A 22,812-nucleotide genomic window follows, 5' to 3' on the forward strand; every position below is an offset into this window, starting at 1 on the left:
ACATCGAGCCCGGCGTCGATATCACGGACCCAGAGTTTGTGGCGGGTGTGGTCGAAGAAGGTGGTGCGCAGTTTGTCGAGCATGCGGGGTATTGCTCCTCTTTCCATGAACCGGGCAGTGACGCAAAGAGCGTCCGCCAATTCGCAAAAACAGGATCAGTCACGACAATCCGTGATCCGCACAAAGCGAGCTAACGAGGGCATCCTTGAATCGTTCACCAGCCAGTGTGAAGAAGAAGAGTTGAATGTGGATCCCCTTGCAGAGGCTTTGGGAAACGACCTACCGAACAACAAGATATCTCCCTCCCCCCCCAATCAAGGCGCTGGCGACGGCCAGCACCAGGATCACCCCCTGGGTGCCCAGGGCGCCCGCCAACACCCCCACCAACAACCCGGCCAAGGGCTGCGAGAGGTTGTTGAGCAAGGTGATCACCCCCACCGTCTTGCCGAAGTCCTGCGGCGGAATCACCTGCTGGCGGATGCTGCGCATGTAGACATTGAACATCTTGTCGAAACCGACGATCAGCAGGAAGCCGGCGACATAACCCGTCGTCGAAGGACTGCACGCAGTGATAAAGGCACCGAGCAGGATCAGCCCATAGGACAGTCCACCGAGCAGCCGCAGCGGCAGGCTGACCCGCGCCAGCAGGAACAGGATCGCGATGGTCACACCGGCCCCTACCGCCTGCAGCCCGGCGTAATAGTCCTTGCCCTGCTCGTGGACGCCGATCACCAGCGCCGCCGAAGTGGCCAGGGTCACGCCGATGATCAGGTTGACCCCCACCGCCAGGCAGATGATCTTGCGCAACGCTGCCAATCTGCGGATATGGCCGAAGGCGATACGCAGCGGTTGCAGCCAGAGCCCCGGATGCTGCTCGAAGGATTCCAGGCTGATCGCACTGCTGCGCTGCCAGACCCGCATCGCCAGGTCGGCCAGCAGGAACAGCCCGGCCACGCCGAGCACCACCCAGGGCCAGCTCATGGCCTCCAGCAGCAGCGCCGCCAGCAAGGGCCCCAGTACCAGGCCGCTCTGGTCGGCGATCTGTGAATAGGACAAGGTCTTGGTGTAGCTGTAGCGCGCGAAGATATGCGGCAACAGCACTTCACGGGCCATGATGCCCTGGGTGGTCAACACCCCGCACAACGCCGAGAGCGCCACCAACCAGTAGATACCGTCGAACAGCCCATGACAGGCGACGGCGATCACGCAGGCCAGCGCCCGGTAGACCTGGCTGATATGCAGGATACGCACGGGCGAAAAACGGTCGCAGAGCGCCCCGCAGATCGGGAACACGAGGTAACGCGGCAGCGCCTCGACAAAAAATGCCAGGCCGGCCCAGGACGCGCTGTGGGTGGTCTGGAACACCAGCAGCGGGACGATGAACAACAAAATCTGGTCGGCCAGTCGTGAAAGAAACAGCGAAGTGAAAAACGCCAGGTAATCCCTGCCCATCGTTTCCTCTTGGTCCAACGGCGCATGGCCGAAAGCGCGAGGATAGAACATTCACCACACCTTCGGACAGCGCTGTCTTGTCTTCGGGGAAATCCGCCTGCGGATCGTCAATCAGTGCTTTGCGCTGCGCAGATGACTGCGGGCACAGCCCGCAGAATGCTTGCCTTCAAACCCACTCCAGGGATGTGAACAGCGCTTCGAGCCCGGCCAGGTCCGGCAGGATTGCATCGGGGGTGTAGTCGGCCAGCAACCGGCGTCGTGTGCCACGGTCGATCCACACGCAACGGAAGCCCATGTCCCGGGCGGCGGCATGGTCCAGGTGCGGGCTGGCGCAGATATGCAGCACCTCTTCCCTGCTCACCCCGAGTTGCTGGTGGGCATGACGGAACAGTTGCAGGTCGGGCTTGTAGGCCCCGGCCTGCTGGGCGGTGATCACCCGGTCGATATGCCCTTTCAGTTGCGCCACATTGCCGGCAATGATGTCGTCGTCGGTATTGGAGACGATGGCAATACGGAACCCCTGTGCCTCCAGCCAGCCCAGGGTCGACACCACTTCGGGAAACGGCGGCATGGCGGAAATCCGCGCGTTGAGCTGCTCCGAATCGCTGTCCTGGTAGCCCAGGTCCAGATCCTCCAATGCCAGGCGCAGGGACTGACGGGAAACCTCCTTGAACGAGCGATGAGGCGGTTCCTGTTCCAGGCGGTGTTCGTGGTGATCGTAGATACGGATGAACTCGTCCGGGTCGATACCCGACTGGCCCTTGGCTTCAAGCAATGCGTGGACATGGGCCAGCAAGCCCTCGTCCCACTGGATCAGGGTGCCGTAGCAGTCGAAGGTCAGCCAGAGCGGGCGTGGCGTGTGGGTCAGGGACATAGCGGTGATTCCATCGAATTGACGCTTTGAGCCTATAACCCCTGCCATGAATTGGAAAATTAAATTATTATCCAATCTTAATTCCATTTACGAATGTATAGCCATGTACGACCTCGACCTGCTCAAGACCTTCGTTTGCGTGATCGATGCCGGCGGCTTCACCAAGGGCGGCGAGCGGGTCAATCGCACCCAGTCCACGGTCAGCCAGCAGATTCGCAAGCTGGAAGACCAGGTCGGGCGCGCCCTGCTGGTCCGCCATCGGGCGTGCAAGGAAGTGCAACTGACCGAGGATGGCGAACGCCTGATGAGCTATGCCCGGCGCCTGGTGCTGCTGGCGAGCGAGGCCCAGGCAGTGATGCAGTCGGGGGATGGTGCCGGCCTGGTACGCCTGGGTGTGCCGGAGGATTTCGATGTGCAGCGTATGATGCAGTTGCTCTCGGGCTTTGCCGGCCGCCATCCACGGATTCGTCTCGATACCGTCAATGGCCTGAGCCTGGACCTGAAAAGCCGCCTGGCCAACGACGACCTCGACCTGGCGCTGATCAAGCGCAATGCCGGCGAAGGCACGGCGCTCGCCAGTTGGCCGGAGGAACTGGTGTGGGTCAGTGGCGCTCGGGTCGATATCCGACAGGACCCTCTGCCCCTGGTGGTTTATGCCCAGGGCTGCATCTACCGCAACCGGCTGATCCATACCCTGGAAAGTCAGGGCCGGGCATGGCGGATCGCGTTTTCCAGCCAGAGCCTGGCGGGGATCCAGGCGGCGGTATCGGCCAATCTGGGGGTCAGCCTGTTGCCGCGCACGGCGGTACTGGCCGGCCATCGCGAGCTGTCCAGCACCGAAGGCTTCGGTCTGCCGCCGGCCTCGGAGCTGGCGCTGGTGACCCGTGACAAGCCGCAGTCCCAACCACAGCAACTGCTGATCAAGTACCTGCTGGAACACCTGTAGGAGGAGCTGGCTTGCCAGCGATGAGCAGCCTGAGCCATGCGGCGGCTATACGGGCGCTATCGCCGGCAAGCCGGCTCCTACAATAGATCCCGTCAGGCCCGTGACCTTGTGGGAGCTGGCTTGCCAGCGAACCGCCGCAGGCGGCCATCCGTCGCGATCGATGCATCAGACGTCGTTGCGCGCCACCAGCCGCGAGAAGCTGGCCAGGCACGCGGCTGTCGCAAACCCCGCGCCGATGTACAGCGCAATGACTGGTCCATGTGTAGCCGACAAACCGAAACTCAACGCCACCAGCGCGGCACCGGTCGACTGGCCGATCAGGCGCGCGGTGGCAATCATGCCGCTGGCACCGCTGCTGCGTTCCCGCGGGGCGCTGGTCATCAGGGCCTTCTGGTTCGGCGACTGGAAAAAACCGAAGCCCAGGCCGCAGATCACCATGCGGATGCCGATATCCAGCGCGCTCGGATCGCTGGGCAGCAAGGCCAGGGACAACATGCCCAGGGCCAGCACCCCCAAGCCGATACCGCCGAGCAGGCCTGGTGGGTAACGGTCCGATAGCCGTCCGGCAAAGGGCGCGATCAAGGCCACCACCACCGACCAGGGCGTCATCAGGTAGCCGGTCTGCACCGGGTCGCGGCCCAGCACCGTTTCGAAAAAGAATGGCAGCGAGACAAAGGCCAGGCCCTGGGTAGCAAAGGAACAGACCGCCGTCAGCGCCGACAATGCGAACATCGGGCGCTTGAGCAGATCGATGGGGAACATCGGTGCCGGATGCCCGGCTTCACGGCGGATCATCACAAAACCCGCCGTCACGCACACCAGCAACGCCAGGCAGATAGGCAATGTGCCCGCAAACTGCGCGCCCTCCCCCAAGGCATAGATCAGCGAGCCGAAGGTGACGATGCTCAGGCCGGCCGTGATCCAGGCAAAGCGCTGGCCGTTGGGCGGCGTGTGGGGCAGCGAAGGAATGGCCATTGCCAGGGCGATCAGGCCGATGGGGATGTTCACCCCGAACAGCCACGGCCAATTGGCCACGGACAGGATCAGCGAGGCCACGGTTGGTCCGGCGGCGAACGACATGCCCACCACCAGGGCATTGAGGCCCATGCCCTTGCCGAGCTTTTCCGGCGGGAACAGGCTGAAGATCAGCGCCGCGTTGACGCTCATGATCGCGCTCGCCCCGACGCCCTGGAGGACCCGGGCCAGGGTCAGCTGGGTCAGGGTGGTCGACATCGCGCACAGCGCCGAAGACACCGTGAACAGCACCAGGCCGAAGAGGTAGATCTTGCGATGCCCGACCACGCCGCCAAACGAGGCGAAGGCCAGGATAGTCGCGACCGCCGACAGTTGGTAGGCGTTGATGATCCACACCGAGGCGGCCGGCGTGGTGTGCAGGCTGGTAGCGATGGCCGGCAGCGCCGTATTGGCGATGGCGGTGTCCAGCGAGGCCAGGGCGATGGAGATGAGGATCGCCAACATGCCACTGACCTGGCGCGATAGACGCGGCCTGAAAATTCCCGATAACCCGCTGATCACACACCCCCGAAACCCGCTCTACGAAACGGATAATAGCTTTTTGCCCAATCACCATGACCACAGGTTGCTGAACCACGGCTGTACAACCGCCAACGCGCGCTCAGCCTGTGTCGCTGCCCATGGTGATCCCCTAGCCTCACTTGATAAACTAGCGCTTTCTTGGATCACTCCCAATCAAAGGTTGGCAATGGACGTCCTGGCAAGCATGAAGGTCTTCGTCAAGGTGGTGGACCACGGCAGCTTCAGTGCCGCCGCGCAGTCCATCGGCATTTCCTCGACCATGGTCGGCAACCATATCCAGGGCCTGGAGAAGCACCTGGGCACTCGCCTGTTGCACCGCACCACGCGGCGCCAGAGCCTGACCGAGATCGGCCAGGGCTACTACAGCCAATGCCTGGCGATCCTCGGACAGATCGAACAGGCCGAATTGGTCGCCCGCGAACAACGTGCCCATCCGCGCGGCCGCTTGCGGGTGAGTGCCTCGGCGACCCTGGCCTCGGATCGGCTGATGCCGGCGATCGCCGCCTACCTCAAGACCTACCCGGAAGTGGATATCGAATTGCAGTTCAACGACCGGGTGGTGGACCTGGTGGAAGACGGCTTCGACGTGGTGTTCCGCTACGGCGAACTGCCCAGCAGCGGGCTGGTGGCACGCCTGCTGAGCAAGAACCGCCGCATCGCCTGCGCCTCGCCCGCATACCTGAAGGCCCACGGCACGCCACGTGTGCCGGCGGATCTGCAGCAGCACAACTGCCTGGTGTTCCTGCGGGCCACGCCGCAGCGCGAATGGTTGTTCCGTGGGGTGAGCAGCGAAAGCGTGCGGGTGCACGGGCAACTGTCGGCCAACAACGGCACGGCCCTGATGAATGCGGCGCTGGAAGGCATCGGTATCGTCCTGCTCCCGCAGACACTGGTGGAAGACGCCCTGAAGGATGGGCGTCTGGTCCACCTGCTGCCGGACCACGAGACCCTGGACCGGCCGCTGCACCTGGTCTATCTGCCGGACAAGCACATGACGCCGAAGTTGAGCAGTTTTATCGAGTTCATGGTGGGGCGGTTTGCGTAGTCGCTACATAAGTTATGCGATCACTCCCACACTGAGTGCAGGTGTGATCAAACAAGACGAACGTGCTCATCTCGTTCGCTTCACCGCCTCCAACCTGTCAATCAACCGGCCAATTTCCCCCAGTAAATCAGCAACACGCTCCTCGCTCGCACCAATACGAGTTTCAAATTCAAAAACTTCGATTCCGTTAACCACTTCATTCAAAGCGGAATTTACAATCAGAAGTTCGGTGAGTGATAGATTCACACTTGCCCGTTCAGCATTTGCGTCCAAAACTTCCATCAGATCCACCATCACTTGAGGTCATTAAAATATTGCGATCGTTCCCACGCTCTGCGTGGGCATGCAGCCCGTGACGCTCCGCGTCACAAAGGACGGACGCAGAGCGTCCAGTGAGACACACCCACGCTGGAGCGTGGGAGCGATCAAAAGATAAACAGACTCAAGGGAATTCCACTTTACAGCCTGACAGGGGAATCGAGCGCCCATCGGACACGACAAACTGCTCACCGTCAATTCGGGCAAGGAGCAATCCACGGGCCTTGGCTCCAGCCTCAACGGCCTCCCGCCAGCCCTCTATATCACCATGGTAAGAGAGAGCGTGGAACTGAAGTCCATCCGGCAGATGAATTTTGCAACTGTCAGAAACAACTCCACCGCTGGTGGCCGTGATCACACCCGCTGAATCCAGGAGGGCGTTGAACTGCTTCTTTGCCTTACTCTTACCATCATCCTCGTAGTAGACAAATTCCACTCCCTCAACTGGGCTTGAGCCAGGTACCGCACGCTGCCCACGCTGTTCAACGGCGCCGCCAAGGATTTTCTCCAACGCCTCCCGATCACTGCTCATTCGACCGCCCGATGGGAGCGACGATGGCTAGCCAGGATACATACTCACAAAAAAATCATTCAGGCGATCGCTTTCGAAGAATCTGTCTTTCTCAAAATCAACATCGGAGGACACCACAAAAAAGCGCCTGAGAGGCTCGGGAATATCGTTGATCTGCGCATGAACCGTTGGCACCAGATACCTGAAGTAATCACCCATCGTGCTGGCCCCGTCATAGCCGACAGGATGGTCAGCCCCGATCCTGTCGCCCTCTACGGCATGAAAGACAAAATACCCACGGGTAGAGGGTAGAGAATACTCACTGGCACTCAGGAAACTCCCTTGAAGGACTATGCCCTCAACTTCAGACCTGGAGGTATCTCTATAGGTAGCAAAGGAGTAGCAATCGAGCCTTGTCTCTCCGCCCTTGTTCGCAGGGATATCGGGAAACTCGGACGACTCACCCCATATGTACTCACTGATCCGGTCGAGCTCTGTCTCCAAATCAACGGTTTTCAGCAAAACCTTCGGAAGCTGCCCGAAACAGTTGTTGACCATGACGGCCACCCGACCAAATTTATCCACGGCGAACCAGGTCACGATATCTCCGAACCCTGGAACCCAGTTCTCATCCAACTCACTCATCCTTCAATTCCCCAGCCAGGTCGCTGCACAGTTCTTACAGGTTTCAACGCCCGACTTCGAGATAGGTGTTCCATTAAGAACCTCCCTCGGCCGGTAAGCGGGTGTAAACCTGATTTTTTCAGGATCAACACCTTTCCTGATCAACTGATCCGCGGCAAATACTTCGGCACAAGCACCGGCTTTATTGGCACAAAGACCTGTCACTTCGCCAACCTTAACACCCAGCTTGCCCTCTATAAAGTTGACCGTCCTTGGATCCAGCATTTCTGCCGTGACCTTGCCATTGCTGGCTCCAACTGCGATGGCTCCGGTCTCTGGATCGTAGGCACCAATCATGGTCGCGATCTTGGAAGCCTGGGTCTTCGAAGGAATCGAGCTGATCGCCGCAAACAGCTCTCTCTCTGCCTGCGCCGCGACCGCACTCCCCCCGCTGACAGAAGGCATGACATTAGGTACGGCAAGTCCTGCCACCCCCAATGAACCCGCCAACAGGTTCCCAACGGAATTCCAGTAGTCACCCTTCATTCCCTGATCGAAACCATACCCGGCCTGGGCCGCACCATTCATCGCCGCAAGGGCTCTTATAGTCGCCCCTAGCGGTCCGGACATGGCGTACAACGCCGGTGTGCCAATATTGGACAATCCCTGCATTTCATTATTGATCCGCAGGTCTGCCAGGGCGTCCCTGTAAATCAGTTCGTTATCTGTCTGCTTGCGAGTCCAGAGCGGGTTGAATACAGAGACGCCGGCCGCCTCGCGCATTTGGTCGGCATAAGAGATCTTTGCACCGGCCATCCCCGCATAGAGGTAACCACGAGTGGGGTCCGGCCCCTCCGCAAGCAGTTTATTGACCAGCGCCACCGCAACGTCATGGCCATACAGCGATTCCTGCTCGGCACCATATAGTTGCAGGTAGGCGGCCAGTTCCCTCTTGTCCGCCGCCGACATGGACTCGGGGTGGTCATGCTGCATGGCCAGCAGGTTCTCGCTACGATGATCAGCACCCTCGAGCAGAGCCAGCTTCCTCGCATCGGCAAGACTGCCGGTCTTGTCATACTCTTCACGGGCACGATCACGTATGGCTTTCGAATGGTCCCCCAGGAAGTTGTACTCGGTGGCATTACCCGCGACCGCCGATGCAATGGCAGCGTTGCCATTGGATGCCACCGCACCGAGCACTCCGACAATTTGCGAAAGCGCCATGAGGTTTGCTTGAGCCTGGATGTATTCGGGTGAACCGCGCTTGAGGTTTTCCGGCAAAAGTTTGTCGCCCAACGCCCCTACCAGTATTTCGTTGGCGCCGCCAGCGATGGCCCCCGTACGGAAATCCCCCCCCATGGCCTTGGACAGCAAGCCACCGAGACCGGCGTGCAACAGGATCTTTTCAAAACCACCTTCGGGTAGCCCCTGATCACCGATCTTGCCAGCCCCAATTGCTCCACCGATGCTGGCCGCTGTGCCCATTGCCGAGCTGGCGAGATTGTCCTGGAAGCTGCCGCCATACACCGCTGTCTTGATCACGGCATCCGCCGCTACTTTCATTGCAACGGTCTGCAGGCTCTGGGCGTTGAATCCCACAGTACCCGGGCTATAGTTGAGCCCTTTGGCCACACCTGCCGTCGCGATCGAAACGGCATAGCCCTTGAGGCTGTCCTTGGAGGTCACATCCTTGAGTATCGCGCCCAGGTTGCCCCGATTATTGACGGTGCTGACGGTCGCCTTGGTTGCAACACTGACGGCGCCCGCCTGAGCCATGGTGTTCCAGCCAGCCATCATCGGCCCCATGACCGCAGCCAAAGCAATCGCGATGATCAACTGCGAAGCTGGCCCCAGACCCGAGGTGTTGTACTTGAAGGACTCATGAATCTCCTTCACTTGTCGCCAGTCCACGTCCCCCCTCTGCTCGGCCTCCTTGAGCCAGGCAAGCTTCGGATCAGCTTTCACCATGGCATCGATGCTTTGGCTGACCGTCTGCTGATTGACCTGCCTGACATCGATCGACAGGCCTTCGACAGCCTTGATGGTGATGGCCCCAGCCGCCGTCAGTTGGCTCTGGCGAAGCGTTTCATCGGTATTCCCCTTGCCCTTGGAAGAGTTCCAGAAGGCGTTGTTGTTGGTTTTGGTATGGCTCTCGTCGTGAAGGTCCTTCACTCCCTCGAAGGTGATACTGCCTGCACTATCCAACGTGAGGTCCTTGCCGCTCTCCAGTTTTGCCACTTGGTAGCGCTGGTCATCTCCACTCTTGAGCGTCAGGTTCCCTCCGGTCTTGATCTCGCTGCCGACGTTCGTTACCTGGGTCACTTCATCGTGACGGGTTTTCAACTTGCCGAAGCTGCCCTTTTTCTTCTTGTCATACAGCGAGTAATCGCTGTCCTGCGCGGCAAGCAGCTCCAGATCGCCACCCGCCACCAGATAGGCCTCATTGCCCGCATTGATCCGACTGGACACCAATGCCATGTCCTGCCCGGCAGTGAGGGCGACATCCCCACCGGCCGTCACGGTCGTGGCGATCTGCTTGACGTGGTCTTCCTGGGTCGTGAGTTTCTTCGACTTGGAGTACGAATGGCTTTCGTCAGCCGCCGAGCCCAGGGTCAGGTTTTCAGCAGCCGCCATACTGACATCGTGCTGGACATCGATCTGACTGCCAATCACCGACAGATCCCGGCCCGCGACCAGTTTCAGATCACGGCCAGTATCGACAACAGATCCCGTCTGGGTGATGGAGCTGCTGTTGTGCTTGGGCCCGTAATCATCCTTGTCGATACGCGCGGTACTCACGATATCGATATCGCGCCCGGCCTTGACCGCTGTATCAGCACCGCTGTGCAATACACTGCCCGCATTGATGACATCCTGTCCGGCATCGATGCTCAGGTTGTTGGCGGCCTCGATACGAGCGGCGTTATCCAGGAAGCTGCGCTGGCGGTCATAGATATTGCCGCCGGCCTTTTCGGTCGTCACCGTCCGTTCGTTGACCATGTCACCGCTGATGGTGGTCAGGTTGACGTCACGCCCACTGATGATCCCACCGGACTTGTTGGTCAGGTTGTTGACCGCCAGCAGATCCAGGCGATTACCGGCTTCGATCAGGCCGCTGTTGACGATGTCGTTACCTGCCGTCGCCGACAGATTATTGCTGGACCGCAACGTCCCCGCGTTGTTCAGGTCCTTGCCGGCGATCAGCGTGACATCCGCACCCTGGATCAACGCCCCGTTCGGCGCCAGGCGGTTGGTGGCCTGGGCCAGGTAGAGCACCGGCACCAGGACCTTTTCGCCATTCACTTCGTGCTCTTCGAGCCAGACGATATCGTGGGTCAGCGCCGCCACCTGCTCGGAGGTCAGGCTGACCCCCACCGACAGATCGAGCTGCTGCTTGCTCTTGACGGCGTTATCCATCAGGTACTTGTACAGCGCTTCGTCGGAAGTCTGGCCGTCGATAAAACGTTGACCGGTTCGCGCCACGACCGCCTGCTGGATCAGCTTCTGCTCATAGAAACCGTCGCCCAGGCGCTTGGCGCTTTCATCGGGGTTGTAGCCGAGGTTGGACAGCAAGTAGTCCGAACTCATGAACTGCCGGAGATCGGTCAGCACCGGGTTGGTTTCGATCAGGTACTTCTGCGGATTGGAACGGCCCGAGGTGTCCGGCAGGCCCTGCACACGATTGATGACTTGACCGCCGACCGGCGTGACCAAGCCACCTTGCCCCGCAAGCTGGAGGCTGCTGGCATCTCCTGGCGTTGCAACACTGATCACGCTGCCACTGATGCTGCTGTTCGTGCTCTGGCGTGCAAGCGGGTCAAGCTGGAGGTCGCTGGCCGCTACCCGAGCGGAATCGCTGAACGAGAGGTTACGCGCCGCAACATCGTCCCCAGCCGATTGCCGTTGACTGCCAGTGACCGTCGCACTGCCCATGCTCCACGCTTGTGGACCCTGATCGGTGCTCGCCATAGATCGGCCAGAGCCGGCCTGACCGCTGAGACGGAACAGGCCATTCTCCCCGTTTGGCAAGCTAAAGCCCGGCAGTGCTAGTGGGTTGACCTGCTGTTGCGCGACATCAGGTGCCAATTGAGCATTGAGCCTGATGTTGACGGGTGCACCAGCAGCGCTGACCTGGGTCGCCTGAACTTTGTTCGCCCCGGAAGTAACAGCGTGATCCTGGTGAATGACGCTATTTTCCAGGTTCTGGGTCGCCGTGATCGCAACCTTGCCAGCCGCCTGGATGACGGCACTACGACCGGTGCCGCTTCCGTCCCGTGAGACTTCGACATCACTGGTCAGCGAGTACTGCTGCAACTGCCCCGGCAAGGCGACCAGGTTATTGCGGTCATACTGGGAGGTTGGAATGCTCCTGTAGCCATAGCCGATCAGGGTGTTGGTGATTTCATCACCCGTGACCATGTTCACCAGGCCGAGGTAGGTCGACGAGCTATCACCATCGTTGCTGGTGATGAACTCGGGCCTCCCCAGGCTCAGCCCCCCGGCCGCATTGACGTAGTAGACGTTCGGAAAGTCAGGGTTATTGCGCTGGTTGTAGCCGACCACCCAAGGCATCGAGCGGTTCGCAGTACCGTCGGTAATCCTCCCCGTTCGATAGATACGGGTACGCTCGATGGTGCCCCCGACCGCACCGATATTTTTCAGGTTATCGGCCTGGATGGTGATATTGCCGCCTGCGCTGACAGTGCTTTTGCTGTTGAGGAAATTACTGCCCTTGAAGGCGAAATCCCCGCCGGCGATGAGCGAAGCGGCGGCGCTGGTGTCCGTGTCCTGTCCTTCGAAGACCTCCCGAGCAATATAGTTGAGGTCGTAGTGATCGCCCGAGCAGTCCAGGCACTGAACGGCAATGGCGCCCGAGACCAGCGTACGCCCTACACTGAAGCTTTCCGTGCGGTTCTCGAAGTTTGCCGCGTTGAGGGTGAATTTGCCGGTACTCTCCAACGCTCCGGAGATATTGAGTACCTGAGTAGCCTGGGCCGCACCGCCATAACCACCGATATTGACGGCGCCCAGCGAGTACACCTGGGCCGAATGGTTAGTGAAACTGTTGACTTGCAGTGTGCTATCGCCACCGCTGAAGATCAGGCCCTTTTCGTTCAGTAGGACAGGAGTGTTGACACTCAACGTACCGGTGCTGCCCAGGGTTCCATAATTATTCAAGCTGCCCGCTGTAACACTGAGCCCAGTTGCAGAGGTGAGGCGGCCGTAATTGTTCAGCACGCCATCGGCATTGATCGTGGTATCGCCCCCACCAGCAATGCTCGCGACACTGCTCAGGCTCACCTGTGCCGCACTCAGGCCCAGGGTGCCGACGCTGCTGTAGCGTCCATTGCCGCCGTAGGTGCCGGCGAGCGTCAGGTTGGCCGTGCCATCACTGGCGATCAGGCCATCGTTGTTCCAGTTGCCGCCGCTGCCGGTCAGGCTGTCGGAGGCCAGCAGTTGTCCACCCGCCGTCTGGTTGAGGGTGTTGACGTTCACCGTCAGGCGCCCGGCCTGGATCACGCTGCTGTTGGTCCAGCTGTCCGCCGTCAGGGTCAGGCCGCCACGGGTCAGCAGGCTGCCGCCGGCATTGGTGATATTGGCGGTGCTGATATCAAAGGTGCCGCTGCCCACATGCAGCAGGTTGCCGCCCAGGTTCTGGAAGCCGCCGGCATTGAGGGTCAGGTCGCTGTTGGCGGTTTCCAGCTTGCCATTGCGGTTGTCGAACAGGCCGCCGATCTGGAAATCGGTCTTGCCGCTGGTGCCCAGCGCACGGATCTGGCCGGTCTGGTTGTCGAGGCTGGCCGCGCGGACGCGTAGCGTGCTGTCGCTTTCAATCACGCCCAGGCGATTGTTCAGCGCGCCGTTGAGGCTGAGGTCGATGCGCTGGCCGGCGATCTGTCCGTCGTTATCACCGCTGTTGTCGAAGTTGTTGCCACTGACCTGCACCAGGCCCTTGGCGTAGAGACCGCCATTGCGGTTATCGAAGTCGGCGGTAGTGATCAGGGCATCGCCACTCTGCGCCGCGATCCGCCCGCCATAGTTGTCGATACCGCCCAGGGCGCCGAGGTTCAGGCGCTGGGCCTGGATGATGCCGCCCTGACGGTTGTTGCCCAGGTCATAGCCGTTTTTCAGCACGCCGACGATACGGGCTTCGAGGGCGCCCTTGACGCTGGCCAGGGTGCCGCCACGGTTGTCGAGGTTGGCCGCGCTGACGCTCAGGTCGCCATTCTGGGCAATCAGCCTGCCGTTCTGGTTGTCGATATCGCCGCTGACCGTCAGGTTCAGTGCGCCCTGCCCTTGCAGCGAGCCCTTGCCGTTGGCGAGACTCGCGGCACCGAGGCGGACGTCGCCGTTCTGGCTGTAGATCAGGCCGTCGCTGTTGTTCTGGACGGCGCCGCTGCTGCTGATGACGAGGTTGTCATTGGCCGCGACCGTACCGCGATTGCGGTTGTCCAGGCTGCCGGTGAGCAGGCTCAGCAAGCCCTGGCTGACCAGTTGGCCGCCCTGGTTGCTAATCTGGCTGCTGCGGCTGATCACCAGCGGGCCGGCGCTGGCGAGCTTGCCGTTGGTGTTGGTCAGGGCACCGAGCAGATCGAGGCTGACCCCGCCCTTGCCGGTCAGGGTGCCGTTGCTGTTATCCAGGGTGGTGCCGGTGAAACCGATGTTCTGCTGCGCGCTGAGGGTGCCGCTGTTGTTCAGGGCCATGGCTTGCAGGGTCAGGGCCGCACCACTGTCGATGGAGCCGCCCTGGGCGTTGTTCAACAGGCCGCTGATGGTCAACTGCTGGGCGCCGCCACTGGACAGGATACCGGCGCTGTTATCGAGGCTGGCGGCGTTGACGGTCAAGGCCTGCTGGCTGACCAGCGCACCGGCATTGCTGTTGAGCAATGCGCCGCTGACGTTGACACCCAGGTTGCCGTTGCGGCTGGACAGGGTACCGCTGTTGCGGTTGTCCAGGCTCGCACCGTTGACGGCCAGTCCCTGCCAGCCGGACATCAGGCCGCTCTGGTTGATCAGGCTGCTGCCGGTCACGCCCAACTGGTTGTTGCTGATCAGCTTGCCGCCGCTGTTGTCCAGCGTCCGTCCGGCGAGATTGAAACTCTGGCTGCTGGAGAGTTCGCCGCCCTGGTTGTTCAGGTCGCGCAGGCGATTGATGGCCAGGGGGCCCTTGGCGTTGAGCAGGCCGTTGCGGTTGTCGAGATCACCACCCGCCAGGTCGAGGCGGATGGCCTGGTCGCCGAGCAGGCGGCCACCGTTCTGGGCCAGGGCGCCGAGGGCCAGGTCGATATCGCCCTTGGCCGAGACTTCACCGCCATTGCCGGAGTCCAGGCTGCTGGCATTGATCGTCAGACCGCCCTGGCTGTTGATCAGGCCCTTGCCACTGTTGTTCAGGGCCATGGCGTTGAGGGTCACGGCGCCGGCACCGAGCAAGGTACCGCCCTGGTTGTCGAGGTCGGCGCTGCTGAGCTTCAAGGCTTGCGCGGCGTTGATCAGACCCTGGCTGCGATTGCTCAGTTGACCACGGATGGTCAGGTCGAGATCGCCACGGCTGGTGACGGTACCGCCACTGTTGTCGAGGCTGGCGGCGCGGATATCGAGCGCGGCGGCGGCGATCTGGCCCTTGAGGTTGGCCAGCGCCTGGTTGACCCGCAAGGTCACGGCCTGGTTGCTCAGCAACTTGCCGTTGCTGTTATCCAGGCTGTCGGCGGTCAGTGCGAAGGCCTGTGCACTGGAGATTTCACCCCCCTGGTTGTTTACGCCCTTGAGGTTGTCGAGCACCAGTGACGGTGCGTTGATCAGACCGTTCTGGTTGTTCAGCTGGCCATTGTTCAGGTCCAGGGTCAGTGCCGTGTTGCTGAAGAGCTTGCCGTCCTGCTGGTCCAGGCCGGTGACGCTGGCGACCAGGGCCTTGTCGCTGCCGATGCGGCCGTTCTGGTTGCTGACCTGCCCCGCCGTCAGGGTGAGGCTGTCGCTGCTGCTCAGGCTGCCGGTGCGATTGTCATAGGCGCCGGTACTGACAGTGACCGCACCTTTACCGCTGATCACTCCCGCCTGGGCGTTGTCGAGACGGCTGCTGGTCAGGTCGATGCTGCTGTCACTGACCAGGCGTCCGCCCTGGTTGCCCAATGCCCCGCTGGCCTTGACCTTGAGGGCCCCGGCACTCGACAGGCTGCCGGCAGTGTTGGTCAGCCCGACGCTGCTGACATCCAGCCGGCCTTCACTGCTGATCAGGCCAGCGCTGTTGTCGAGGTCAGCGCCGAGGGTGAGTCGTGCATCCTGGTCGCTGAGCAGTTGGCCGCCGGTATTGTCGAGGGTCTGGCCGTCCAGCGTGACGCCGGTCTTGCCCTTGAGCAGCCCCAGGTTGCGGTTGAGTACCTGAGCCATTTCGAGTGTCAGCGTCGTATCGGCGAGGAGCTTGCCGCTGTCGCTGTTGTCCAGGCGGTTGCCGGTCAGGCGGATATCGGCACTGCTGGAGAACTCGCCGCCGCGGTTGTCGATGACGCCGACATCGAGTTTCAGCGCTTTTGTCGCCCCTACCAGGCCGTTCTGACGGTTATCCAGGGAGGTCCCGCCCAGGACCAGCGTACCGCTGGCGATCAGCTTGCCGTTGCGGTTGTCCAGAGTGGCAATGTTCGCCGTGACATCGGCCTTGCCGGAGATGGCGCCATTGCTGTTATCCAGGCTGCTGGCCGTCAACAGGATCGCGCCATCGCCCACCAGGGTAGCGCCCTGGTTGATCAAGGCTCCGGTCACGCCCAGGTCGATGGCACCCCGGCTGCTGATCAGGCCCTGGCTGTTGTCCAGGCTGGTACTACGGCTGTCGAGCGACGCGGCGGCAATCAGGCCCTTGATGTTGCTCAGCGCCTGATCGATGCGCAGGGTCAGGCCCTGGCTGCCGAGCAGTTTGCCGCTGCTGTTGTCGAGGCTTTTCGCGACGATGGCGAAGGCTTGGGCGCTGGAGATCTCACCGCCCTGGTTGACCACCTCGTCGAGGTTCTTGAGCACCAGCAGCGGGCCGTTGATCAGGCCGTTGCTGTTGTCCAGACGGCCGTTGTGCAGGTCGAGGCTCAGCTGGGTCTTGCTGAACAGTTCGCCGCCCTGCTGGTCGAGGCCGGTGATGCTGGCAGTCAGGTCCCTGGCACTGGCGATACGGCCGGACGCGCCGTTGTTGACCCGGGTTGCCGTCAGGTCCAGGCGGTCGTCGCTGGTCAGCCGTCCTGCCTGACTGTTGTCGAGAGTGCCGGTGGTGACGCGGGTGGCGCCCTTGCCGCTGATCAGGCCCTTGCGGCTGTTGTCGAGGCTGCTGCTGACGAGTACCAGGCCCTGGTCCGTGAGGATCGAGCCGCCCTGGTTGAGCAACGCCCCCAGGCTCTCGATCGACAGGTCGGCGGCACTGCCGAACTTGCCGGCCGTGTTGTCCAGGCTACCGACCTTGAGGTCCAGGGCACCTTCGCTGCTGAGCAGGCCGGTGTTGTTGAGCAGCGCGCCATCAAGGCGGATATCCAGGCCCTGGAGGGCGGAGATGTTCCCGCCGCTGTTATCCAGGCTCGTGCCGCTCAGGTTGACGCTGCCCTTGGCGAACAGACGGCCCTTGTTCTGGTTGATCACTTGCGCCACGGTGACGCCAAGATCGGTCTCGGTCAGCAGCTTGCCGCCATCGCTGTTATCCAGGCGCTGTCCGCTGACACTGACGCTACCGCGGGTACTGGACAGCTCGCCGGCGCGGTTGTCGATCTGCTCGACATTGACGGTCAGGCCCTGGGTGCTGGCGAGCGTACCGCCATTGCGGTTGTCGAGGCTCTTGCCGGTCAGCAGCAAGGAGCCCTGGGCCACCAGCGCCCCACCCTGCTGGCTCAGGCTGTCAATGCTGGCGTCGAGGTCGCCCTGGCTGGCAATACGGCCCTGGGTGTTGGCAACCTCTTTGGCCTTGAGACTGACCGGGCCGACCGCGCTGAGCAGGCCGCCGCTGTTGTCCAGGCGGGTGCCTTCGAAGCCGATGGCCGCCTTGGCGACAAGATTGCCCTTGTCGCGGTTGTCCAACTGATCGACCAGCAGCTTGAGGTCCTTGTCGGCCTGGATCAGGCCGCCACGGTTGTCCGCCGAAGCGCTACGTACGGTCAGGTGATCCTTGCCCGCCAGGCTGCCGCCGCGGTTGTCCAGGCTGCCGGTATTCAGGTCAATGCTGCCCGTGGCGCGCAGCTTGCCCTGTTCACGGTTATCAAATGCGCCGCTGACGGTAGCGGTCAGATTGCCGTCCGCCGCCAGCACCGTGCCTGCCGCACGGTTGTCGAGGCTGGCAGCGGTCAGGCTCAAGGCCTTGCCGGAACCCAGGGTTCCCCCGTGGTTATCCAACGCGCCGCTGAGGTCGATGCTCAACCCCAGGTCGCCGGTGATCTGCCCCTGGGTATTGTCCAGACTCGCGCCCTTCAGGGTGACCAGGGTTGAACCTGACAAGGCGCCGCCACGGTTATTGGCAGCGCCACTGGCCATGAGATTCAGGCTCTTGTCGGACGCGATCAGGCCGGCGCTGTTGTCCAGGGTGGCGACGTTGAGGGTGACATCGGCCAGGCTGGAAATCTCCCCGCCGCGATTGCCTAGCGCGCCGACGTTGACCACCAGATCGCCGTTGCTGGAGATCAGGCCGTCCTTGCCGTTGATGGCCTTGTCGGCGGTCAGGTTCAGGCGGTCGGCACTGAGTACCCGGCCCTTGTTCTGGTTGTCGAGGGTGCCAGCGGTGACCGTGGTCTGGCGCTGGCCGCTCAGGGTGCCGCCCTGGTTGTTCAGGGTCTGGGCGGTGGTGACGTTCAGGTCGCGGCTGGCAATGATGTTCTTGCCGGCGTTGTTGAGGTTCTGCGCGCTGATGCTGATATCGGCGTCGGTGTTGCGGGTGTTATCAAGATTGACCCCGGCTTCGATGATGCCGTTGTTGGCCAGTTGGCCGCCGCTGGTAAGAGTGATGTGGTCCTTGGCGACCAGGTTGTTCTGGCTGCTCAGGTCGCCTTGGGTGTGCATGTCCAGGGTGGTGCCAGCGTAGACCGTGCCCTTGGCCTCCAGGCTCCGAGCCTTCACGTCGACCGCTCCGCTCGCCGCCGTGTCGACCATGCTCAGATGACCGTTGGCATCGAGTTGGATATCGCCACCGCTGGCGACCATCTTGCCGTCGAGCTTGACCCCGACACCGGCTTCGGTGCCCACCAGCTTGATCGCCCCGGCGTACATGCCGCCCAACGCTGAGGAGTCGATGGCCAGTTGTGGGGCATTGGCGGGATTGGCCGTGCGGGCGGTGGCCTTGAGGGTCTTGGCATCGACATCGTTGGCGCCGGCAATGATCGCCAGGTTCTTCGCCTGGATCTCGGCATTGAGCTTGGCCGAACGAGTGATGATTTCGAACTGGTCGATATTGTTGGCGTTAAGCCCGGCGCCTTCGATGGACACGCTGCCCTGGTCGACCTGGTAACCCGACACCTGGCCGTTGGTGATCACCGGTTTACCGGTGGTGAGCGTTGCCTGCGGCGTGTTGATGAAGCCGCAACCGCTGCAACTGATGCCGTAAGGGTTGGCGACGATCACATGGGCCGACTGCCCCGCCACTTCGGTGTAGCCACGCAACTGGCTGGGGCTGCCGCCGTTGACTTCGTTGAGGATGGTGGTGGCGGCACGGCCGTTGAGGTTGCTGTTGCCGAGGATGATCCCACCCAGTTGCGTGGACTGGGTCCGGTCGGTGGCATTGTTGAGGATGACGCCGTTGGCGCCGACGTTGTAGTCGTGGAACTGGTTGTGCGACAAGCCACTGCCGTTGGGCGCGGCGATATTGACGATGGGCACGCCATTGCCCGCCTGGCCCAGGGTAGTCCCCGGCGCGCTGACCACGATCCCATCCGCCTGGGCCCAGAGCGGTTGCCAGAACATGACGTTCGCCAACAGGAACGCCAGTCCGCGCTTGGGCAGTCCAAGGAAGTGCTCACGTTTTTTCAGGGCAGCAGAAGGCTGGCGCGCAAGAAGCGCGAACTGGCGGACGTCCATGTCAGGAATCTCGAATCAGATGAAACGCAGGATGAGAAGACGCTCAACTGCAAGGAGATCGTGTACGACGGGCTGCCACCTGGCCGGATACAGACGGCCAGTGGAACCCCGGCTCGATCCCTTGAAACAAGCGGTAACATCAAAATGACATCGCGATGCTAAAGAGACAAAACAATGGCGTCAATGAATGCACGGAAAATATTTCAGTCCTGATACATGCCGAAAAATCAGGGGTTTTGTGGCGAATGGGCTTGTCCTGATGCCGATCGGCCAAGGCAAACACGGACCTTGCAGGAGCCTGGCTTGCCAGCGATGAGGCCCTTGAGCCATGCGGCGCCTGTTCGGACGCCATCGCCGGCAAGCCGGCTCCTACAAGTTTCGATCGTTCCCACGCTCCAGCGTGGGAATGCCTCTCTGGGCGCTCGGCGTCCGCTTCAAAAGCGTCACGGGCTGCATGCCCACGCAGGAACGTGGGCATGCTCGGTAAAGGTCAGAACAGATCCACGGTATACGTCAGGTACACCCGGTTCTCGTCCAGGTCGCGCTGGCTGGCCACGGTGCTGCGCAGCATCGCGTTACGCCATTGCATGCCGAAGCCGCGCAACATCGGGCTCTGGAACGCATAGCTGACCATCAGGTCGCGCTCCCATTCGTGCTGGTCGCCCTGGTCGGACTTGATCTGCCCGCCGCGCTGGTAGGTCACCTGGGTGGTCAGCCCCTGCAGGCCCAAGCCCGCGAAGTTGTAGCCGTACTGCGCGACCCAGGTGTTCTCCCCGGCCCTCTGGAAACGCGCGCCGGTCTGGCGGTCGGTGATCAGGTAGGTCGCCGAGCCGTCGCCCTGGTTGAGAAACGGAAAGTCGCTGGAGCCGTTGAGGTGCTGGTAACCGAGACTTACCGCATGCCCGCCCAGGCTGTAGGTGAACAAGCCGGCCAGGGCACGGTTATCGACTTCGCCGTTGTTGTGGTAACCGCTGCTCAGATAGCCTTCCTGGCGTCCGGCACGGGTGCCGTTGAGGCCATCGGAAGAACTGTCGAAGAAGCGCAGGTCGGTCTTCAGGCTGCCCACCGGCAGTTGCTGGGTCTGCACCAACCCGAGGAAATGCTGCTGGTAGAAGTCCTCCAGGTTGCCGTAGTAGTACTGCAGCAACAGGCTCGGATCGACCTGGTAGTCGACACCGGCAAAGTTGAATTTGTTGCTGCGTTGCCCGGCCGGGCCGCCGGCGCCGGCAATCGCCAGGTTTTCATTGTTCGACGAGTTGCGGCTCTTGACCGCGCTGACCTGGCCGCCGGTCAGGGTGAAGTGGTCGAAGTCTTTGGAGGTCACCTGCACGCCCTGGAAGGTCTCCGGCAACAGGCGACCATCGTTGTAGACCAGGATCGGCATCTTCGGCAGCAAGGTCCCGGCCTTGAGCTCGGTCTTGGCGACGCGCACCTTGCCAGTCAGGCCCAGGGTGGCGAAGTCATCCACCGCCCGGCCGCTGCTGTCGGTAGGGAACACAAAGCCGCCCTGGGCAACGCTGTTCGGGTTGCCATGGGTGCCGCGTCCCGAGTCCAGGCGCACGCCGAGCATGCCCAGCGCATCCACGCCAAAGCCCACCGGCCCCTGGGTGTAGCCGGAAGTGAAGTTGAGGATAAAGCCCTGGCCCCATTCCTCCAGTTTCGACGGCGCCGCCGGACCGCTGCGGTTGTCCTGGTTGAAGTAGACGTTGCGCAGGTCGAGCTTGGCCTTGGCATCGTCGATAAAGCCTTCGGCGCGAATCGGCTGCGCGACAGCCAGCATCAGTAACGAAAAGCCGAACAGGGTTGGTTGGAAGGCACGCGAGATCTTGTTGTGTTGACGCATGGTAGTGACACCCTTGGTTTTTTATTGTTGGGAGTTCGAGGCCTGCCTGACTTTTCCCGCCGGAACACCGCCCCTGTAGGAGCCGGGCTTGCCCGCGAACGGCCCTTGAGGACGCCAAAAACTTCGCGGGCAAGCCCTGCTCCTGCGGGAACGAAGGTGTTCAGGGCCGTATTTCAGGCAAAGCGCGGCCCCTCCTGCCGCGAACGGCAGGAGTTGGTGATGTCGTGTCAGTGGGGAGGCGTCAGTGCCTCAGTGGCTCGTGGAGACCTGCGGGCCGCTCACGTCTTCTCGTACCGCGAAACGCTGCAACGAGAAGATCGCGATGGAGCCAAGCAAGGCCGGCACCGCCAGGGCGATAAAGAACAGCGTGGGCTGGCCCAGTTGGGCGATCAGCCAGGCGCCGAGCATTGAGCCGATGATCGAGCCGACCCGGCCGTTGGCCATGGCCCAGCTCACCCCGGTGGCCCGCGCCGTGGTCGGATAGATGCTCGCCGAGAGCAGGTTCAGGCCGTTCTGCGCCCCGGCCACGCCGAAGCCGACGAAGAACACTGCCACGGTCAGCCAGGTCGCCTGGCCGAGGACAAAGCCCACCAGGGCAATCACCAGCGCCGCGCCGAGGTAGGCCAGGCCGAGCACCTTGTACTGGCTGACCTTGTCCATCAGCAGCGCCATGAAAATCGCCCCGAGGGTTCCGCCCAGCGGCACCATGGCACCGATCCTCGCGGAGTTGGCGATGTCGTAGCCGGCGTCCTTGAGGATGCTCGGCAACCAGCTGGTCAGGAGATAGAAGACAAACAGCGAGCAGAAGAACGTGCCCCACAGCAGCACCGTGCGCAGCGCCCGGCCTTCGATGAACAACTGCGAAATCGGCGAACGTTCGGCTGCCGGCCGCTGGTCTTCGATGAAAGTCACCTCATCCCAGTCGCGGCGGCCGCTGATCTTCTCCACTACCTTGCGCAAGGCCACGGCATAACGCGGATGCGCGGCCATGTAGCGCACCGATTCCGGCAGGTACCAGGCCAGCAACGGTAGCAACAACAGCGGTGCGAGCCCGCCGATCAGCAGCACGCCGCGCCAGCCGAAAGCCGGGATGATCTGGCTCGCCACCGCCCCGCCCAGGGCCAGGCCGGTGGTGAAGCCGCTGTAGCTGAGGGTCACCATGATCATCCGCCGGCGCAACGGCGAATACTCGGCGCTCAGGGTGATACAGGTCGGCATCGCCCCGCCCAGGCCGATCCCGGTGAGGAAGCGCAAGGCCGTGAGGCTGTCGATGGAATGGGCCCAGGCAGAGGCCAGGGTGCCGAGGCTGAAGATCAGCACCGACACCAGCAGGACCTTCTTGCGCCCGTACTTGTCGGCGATGGGACCGAACAGAAAGGCCCCGCACATCAGGCCGAACAGGCCGGCACCGAAGGCCGGCGACAGTTGGCTCGGTTGCAGTCCCCATTCCTGGCGCAGGGACGGTGCGATATAGCCGATCACGGCCGTATCGAAACCGTCCACCAGTACCACCAGGAAACACAGCAGCAGGACAATGATCTGGTAACGGGATATCGCACAGGCATCGATGATTTCGCCAATGGAGGCGGTCTTGTGGTTCATGGTGTTTCCCCTGTTA

At 61.9% G+C, this 22,812-nt stretch carries 11 protein-coding genes; 2 read left to right on the plus strand and 9 right to left on the minus strand.

Annotated features, from left to right (window positions below; genetic code table 11):
* Window positions 1–279: 279 nt before the first annotated feature.
* Window positions 280–1,452 (minus strand): MFS transporter, encoded by a 1,173-nt coding sequence (locus HX851_RS28400; RefSeq protein ID WP_177064177.1) that lies wholly within the window; start codon window positions 1,450–1,452, stop codon window positions 280–282.
* A gap of 166 nt (window positions 1,453–1,618) precedes the next feature.
* Window positions 1,619–2,326: an HAD-IA family hydrolase gene (locus HX851_RS28405; RefSeq protein ID WP_177064104.1), complete on the minus strand. Its 708-nt coding sequence runs from the start codon at window positions 2,324–2,326 to the stop codon at window positions 1,619–1,621.
* A gap of 103 nt (window positions 2,327–2,429) precedes the next feature.
* Between HX851_RS28405 and HX851_RS28410 the strand changes: the two genes are divergently transcribed.
* Window positions 2,430–3,272, plus strand: a complete 843-nt coding sequence (locus HX851_RS28410; protein WP_177064105.1) for a LysR family transcriptional regulator — start codon at window positions 2,430–2,432, stop codon at window positions 3,270–3,272.
* Between the two features lie 165 nt (window positions 3,273–3,437).
* Here the strand turns inward: HX851_RS28410 and HX851_RS28415 are convergent, their stop codons facing one another.
* Window positions 3,438–4,751, minus strand: coding sequence for an MFS transporter (locus HX851_RS28415; RefSeq protein WP_177063612.1), 1,314 nt, complete (start codon window positions 4,749–4,751; stop codon window positions 3,438–3,440).
* Window positions 4,752–4,995: 244 nt separating this feature from the next.
* Here HX851_RS28415 and HX851_RS28420 point away from each other — a divergent pair, with 244 nt between their 5' ends.
* On the plus strand, window positions 4,996–5,874 hold the full coding sequence (locus HX851_RS28420; protein ID WP_177063613.1) for a LysR family transcriptional regulator: 879 nt from the start codon (window positions 4,996–4,998) through the stop codon (window positions 5,872–5,874).
* A gap of 66 nt (window positions 5,875–5,940) precedes the next feature.
* Here HX851_RS28420 and HX851_RS28425 read toward each other — a convergent pair whose 3' ends face one another.
* The 6 genes from HX851_RS28425 to HX851_RS28450 all read right to left on the minus strand — a co-directional run bounded on the left by HX851_RS28425 (window position 5,941) and on the right by HX851_RS28450 (window position 22,796).
* Window positions 5,941–6,156 carry a hypothetical protein gene (locus tag HX851_RS28425; RefSeq protein ID WP_177064106.1) on the minus strand — a complete coding sequence of 72 codons (216 nt, stop codon included), beginning with the start codon at window positions 6,154–6,156 and terminating at the stop codon, window positions 5,941–5,943.
* 160 nt (window positions 6,157–6,316) lie between these two features.
* The gene (locus HX851_RS28430) at window positions 6,317–6,724 is read right to left on the minus strand and encodes a hypothetical protein (RefSeq protein WP_177064107.1); all 408 of its coding nucleotides are present in this window, start codon (window positions 6,722–6,724) and stop codon (window positions 6,317–6,319) included.
* 27 nt (window positions 6,725–6,751) lie between these two features.
* On the minus strand, window positions 6,752–7,348 hold the full coding sequence (locus tag HX851_RS28435; protein WP_177064108.1) for a hypothetical protein: 597 nt from the start codon (window positions 7,346–7,348) through the stop codon (window positions 6,752–6,754).
* A 3-nt stretch (window positions 7,349–7,351) separates the two neighbouring features.
* Window positions 7,352–19,351 carry a two-partner secretion domain-containing protein gene (locus HX851_RS28440; RefSeq protein WP_177064109.1) on the minus strand — a complete coding sequence of 4,000 codons (12,000 nt, stop codon included), beginning with the start codon at window positions 19,349–19,351 and terminating at the stop codon, window positions 7,352–7,354.
* A gap of 490 nt (window positions 19,352–19,841) precedes the next feature.
* Window positions 19,842–21,194, minus strand: coding sequence for an OprD family porin (locus HX851_RS28445; protein WP_177055359.1), 1,353 nt, complete (start codon window positions 21,192–21,194; stop codon window positions 19,842–19,844).
* A 249-nt stretch (window positions 21,195–21,443) separates the two neighbouring features.
* Window positions 21,444–22,796, minus strand: coding sequence for an MFS transporter (locus tag HX851_RS28450; protein ID WP_177064110.1), 1,353 nt, complete (start codon window positions 22,794–22,796; stop codon window positions 21,444–21,446).
* Window positions 22,797–22,812: the final 16 nt, after the last annotated feature.

It is taken from the genome of Pseudomonas gingeri, from assembly GCF_013385635.1.
GTDB lineage: Bacteria > Pseudomonadota > Gammaproteobacteria > Pseudomonadales > Pseudomonadaceae > Aquipseudomonas > Aquipseudomonas gingeri_A.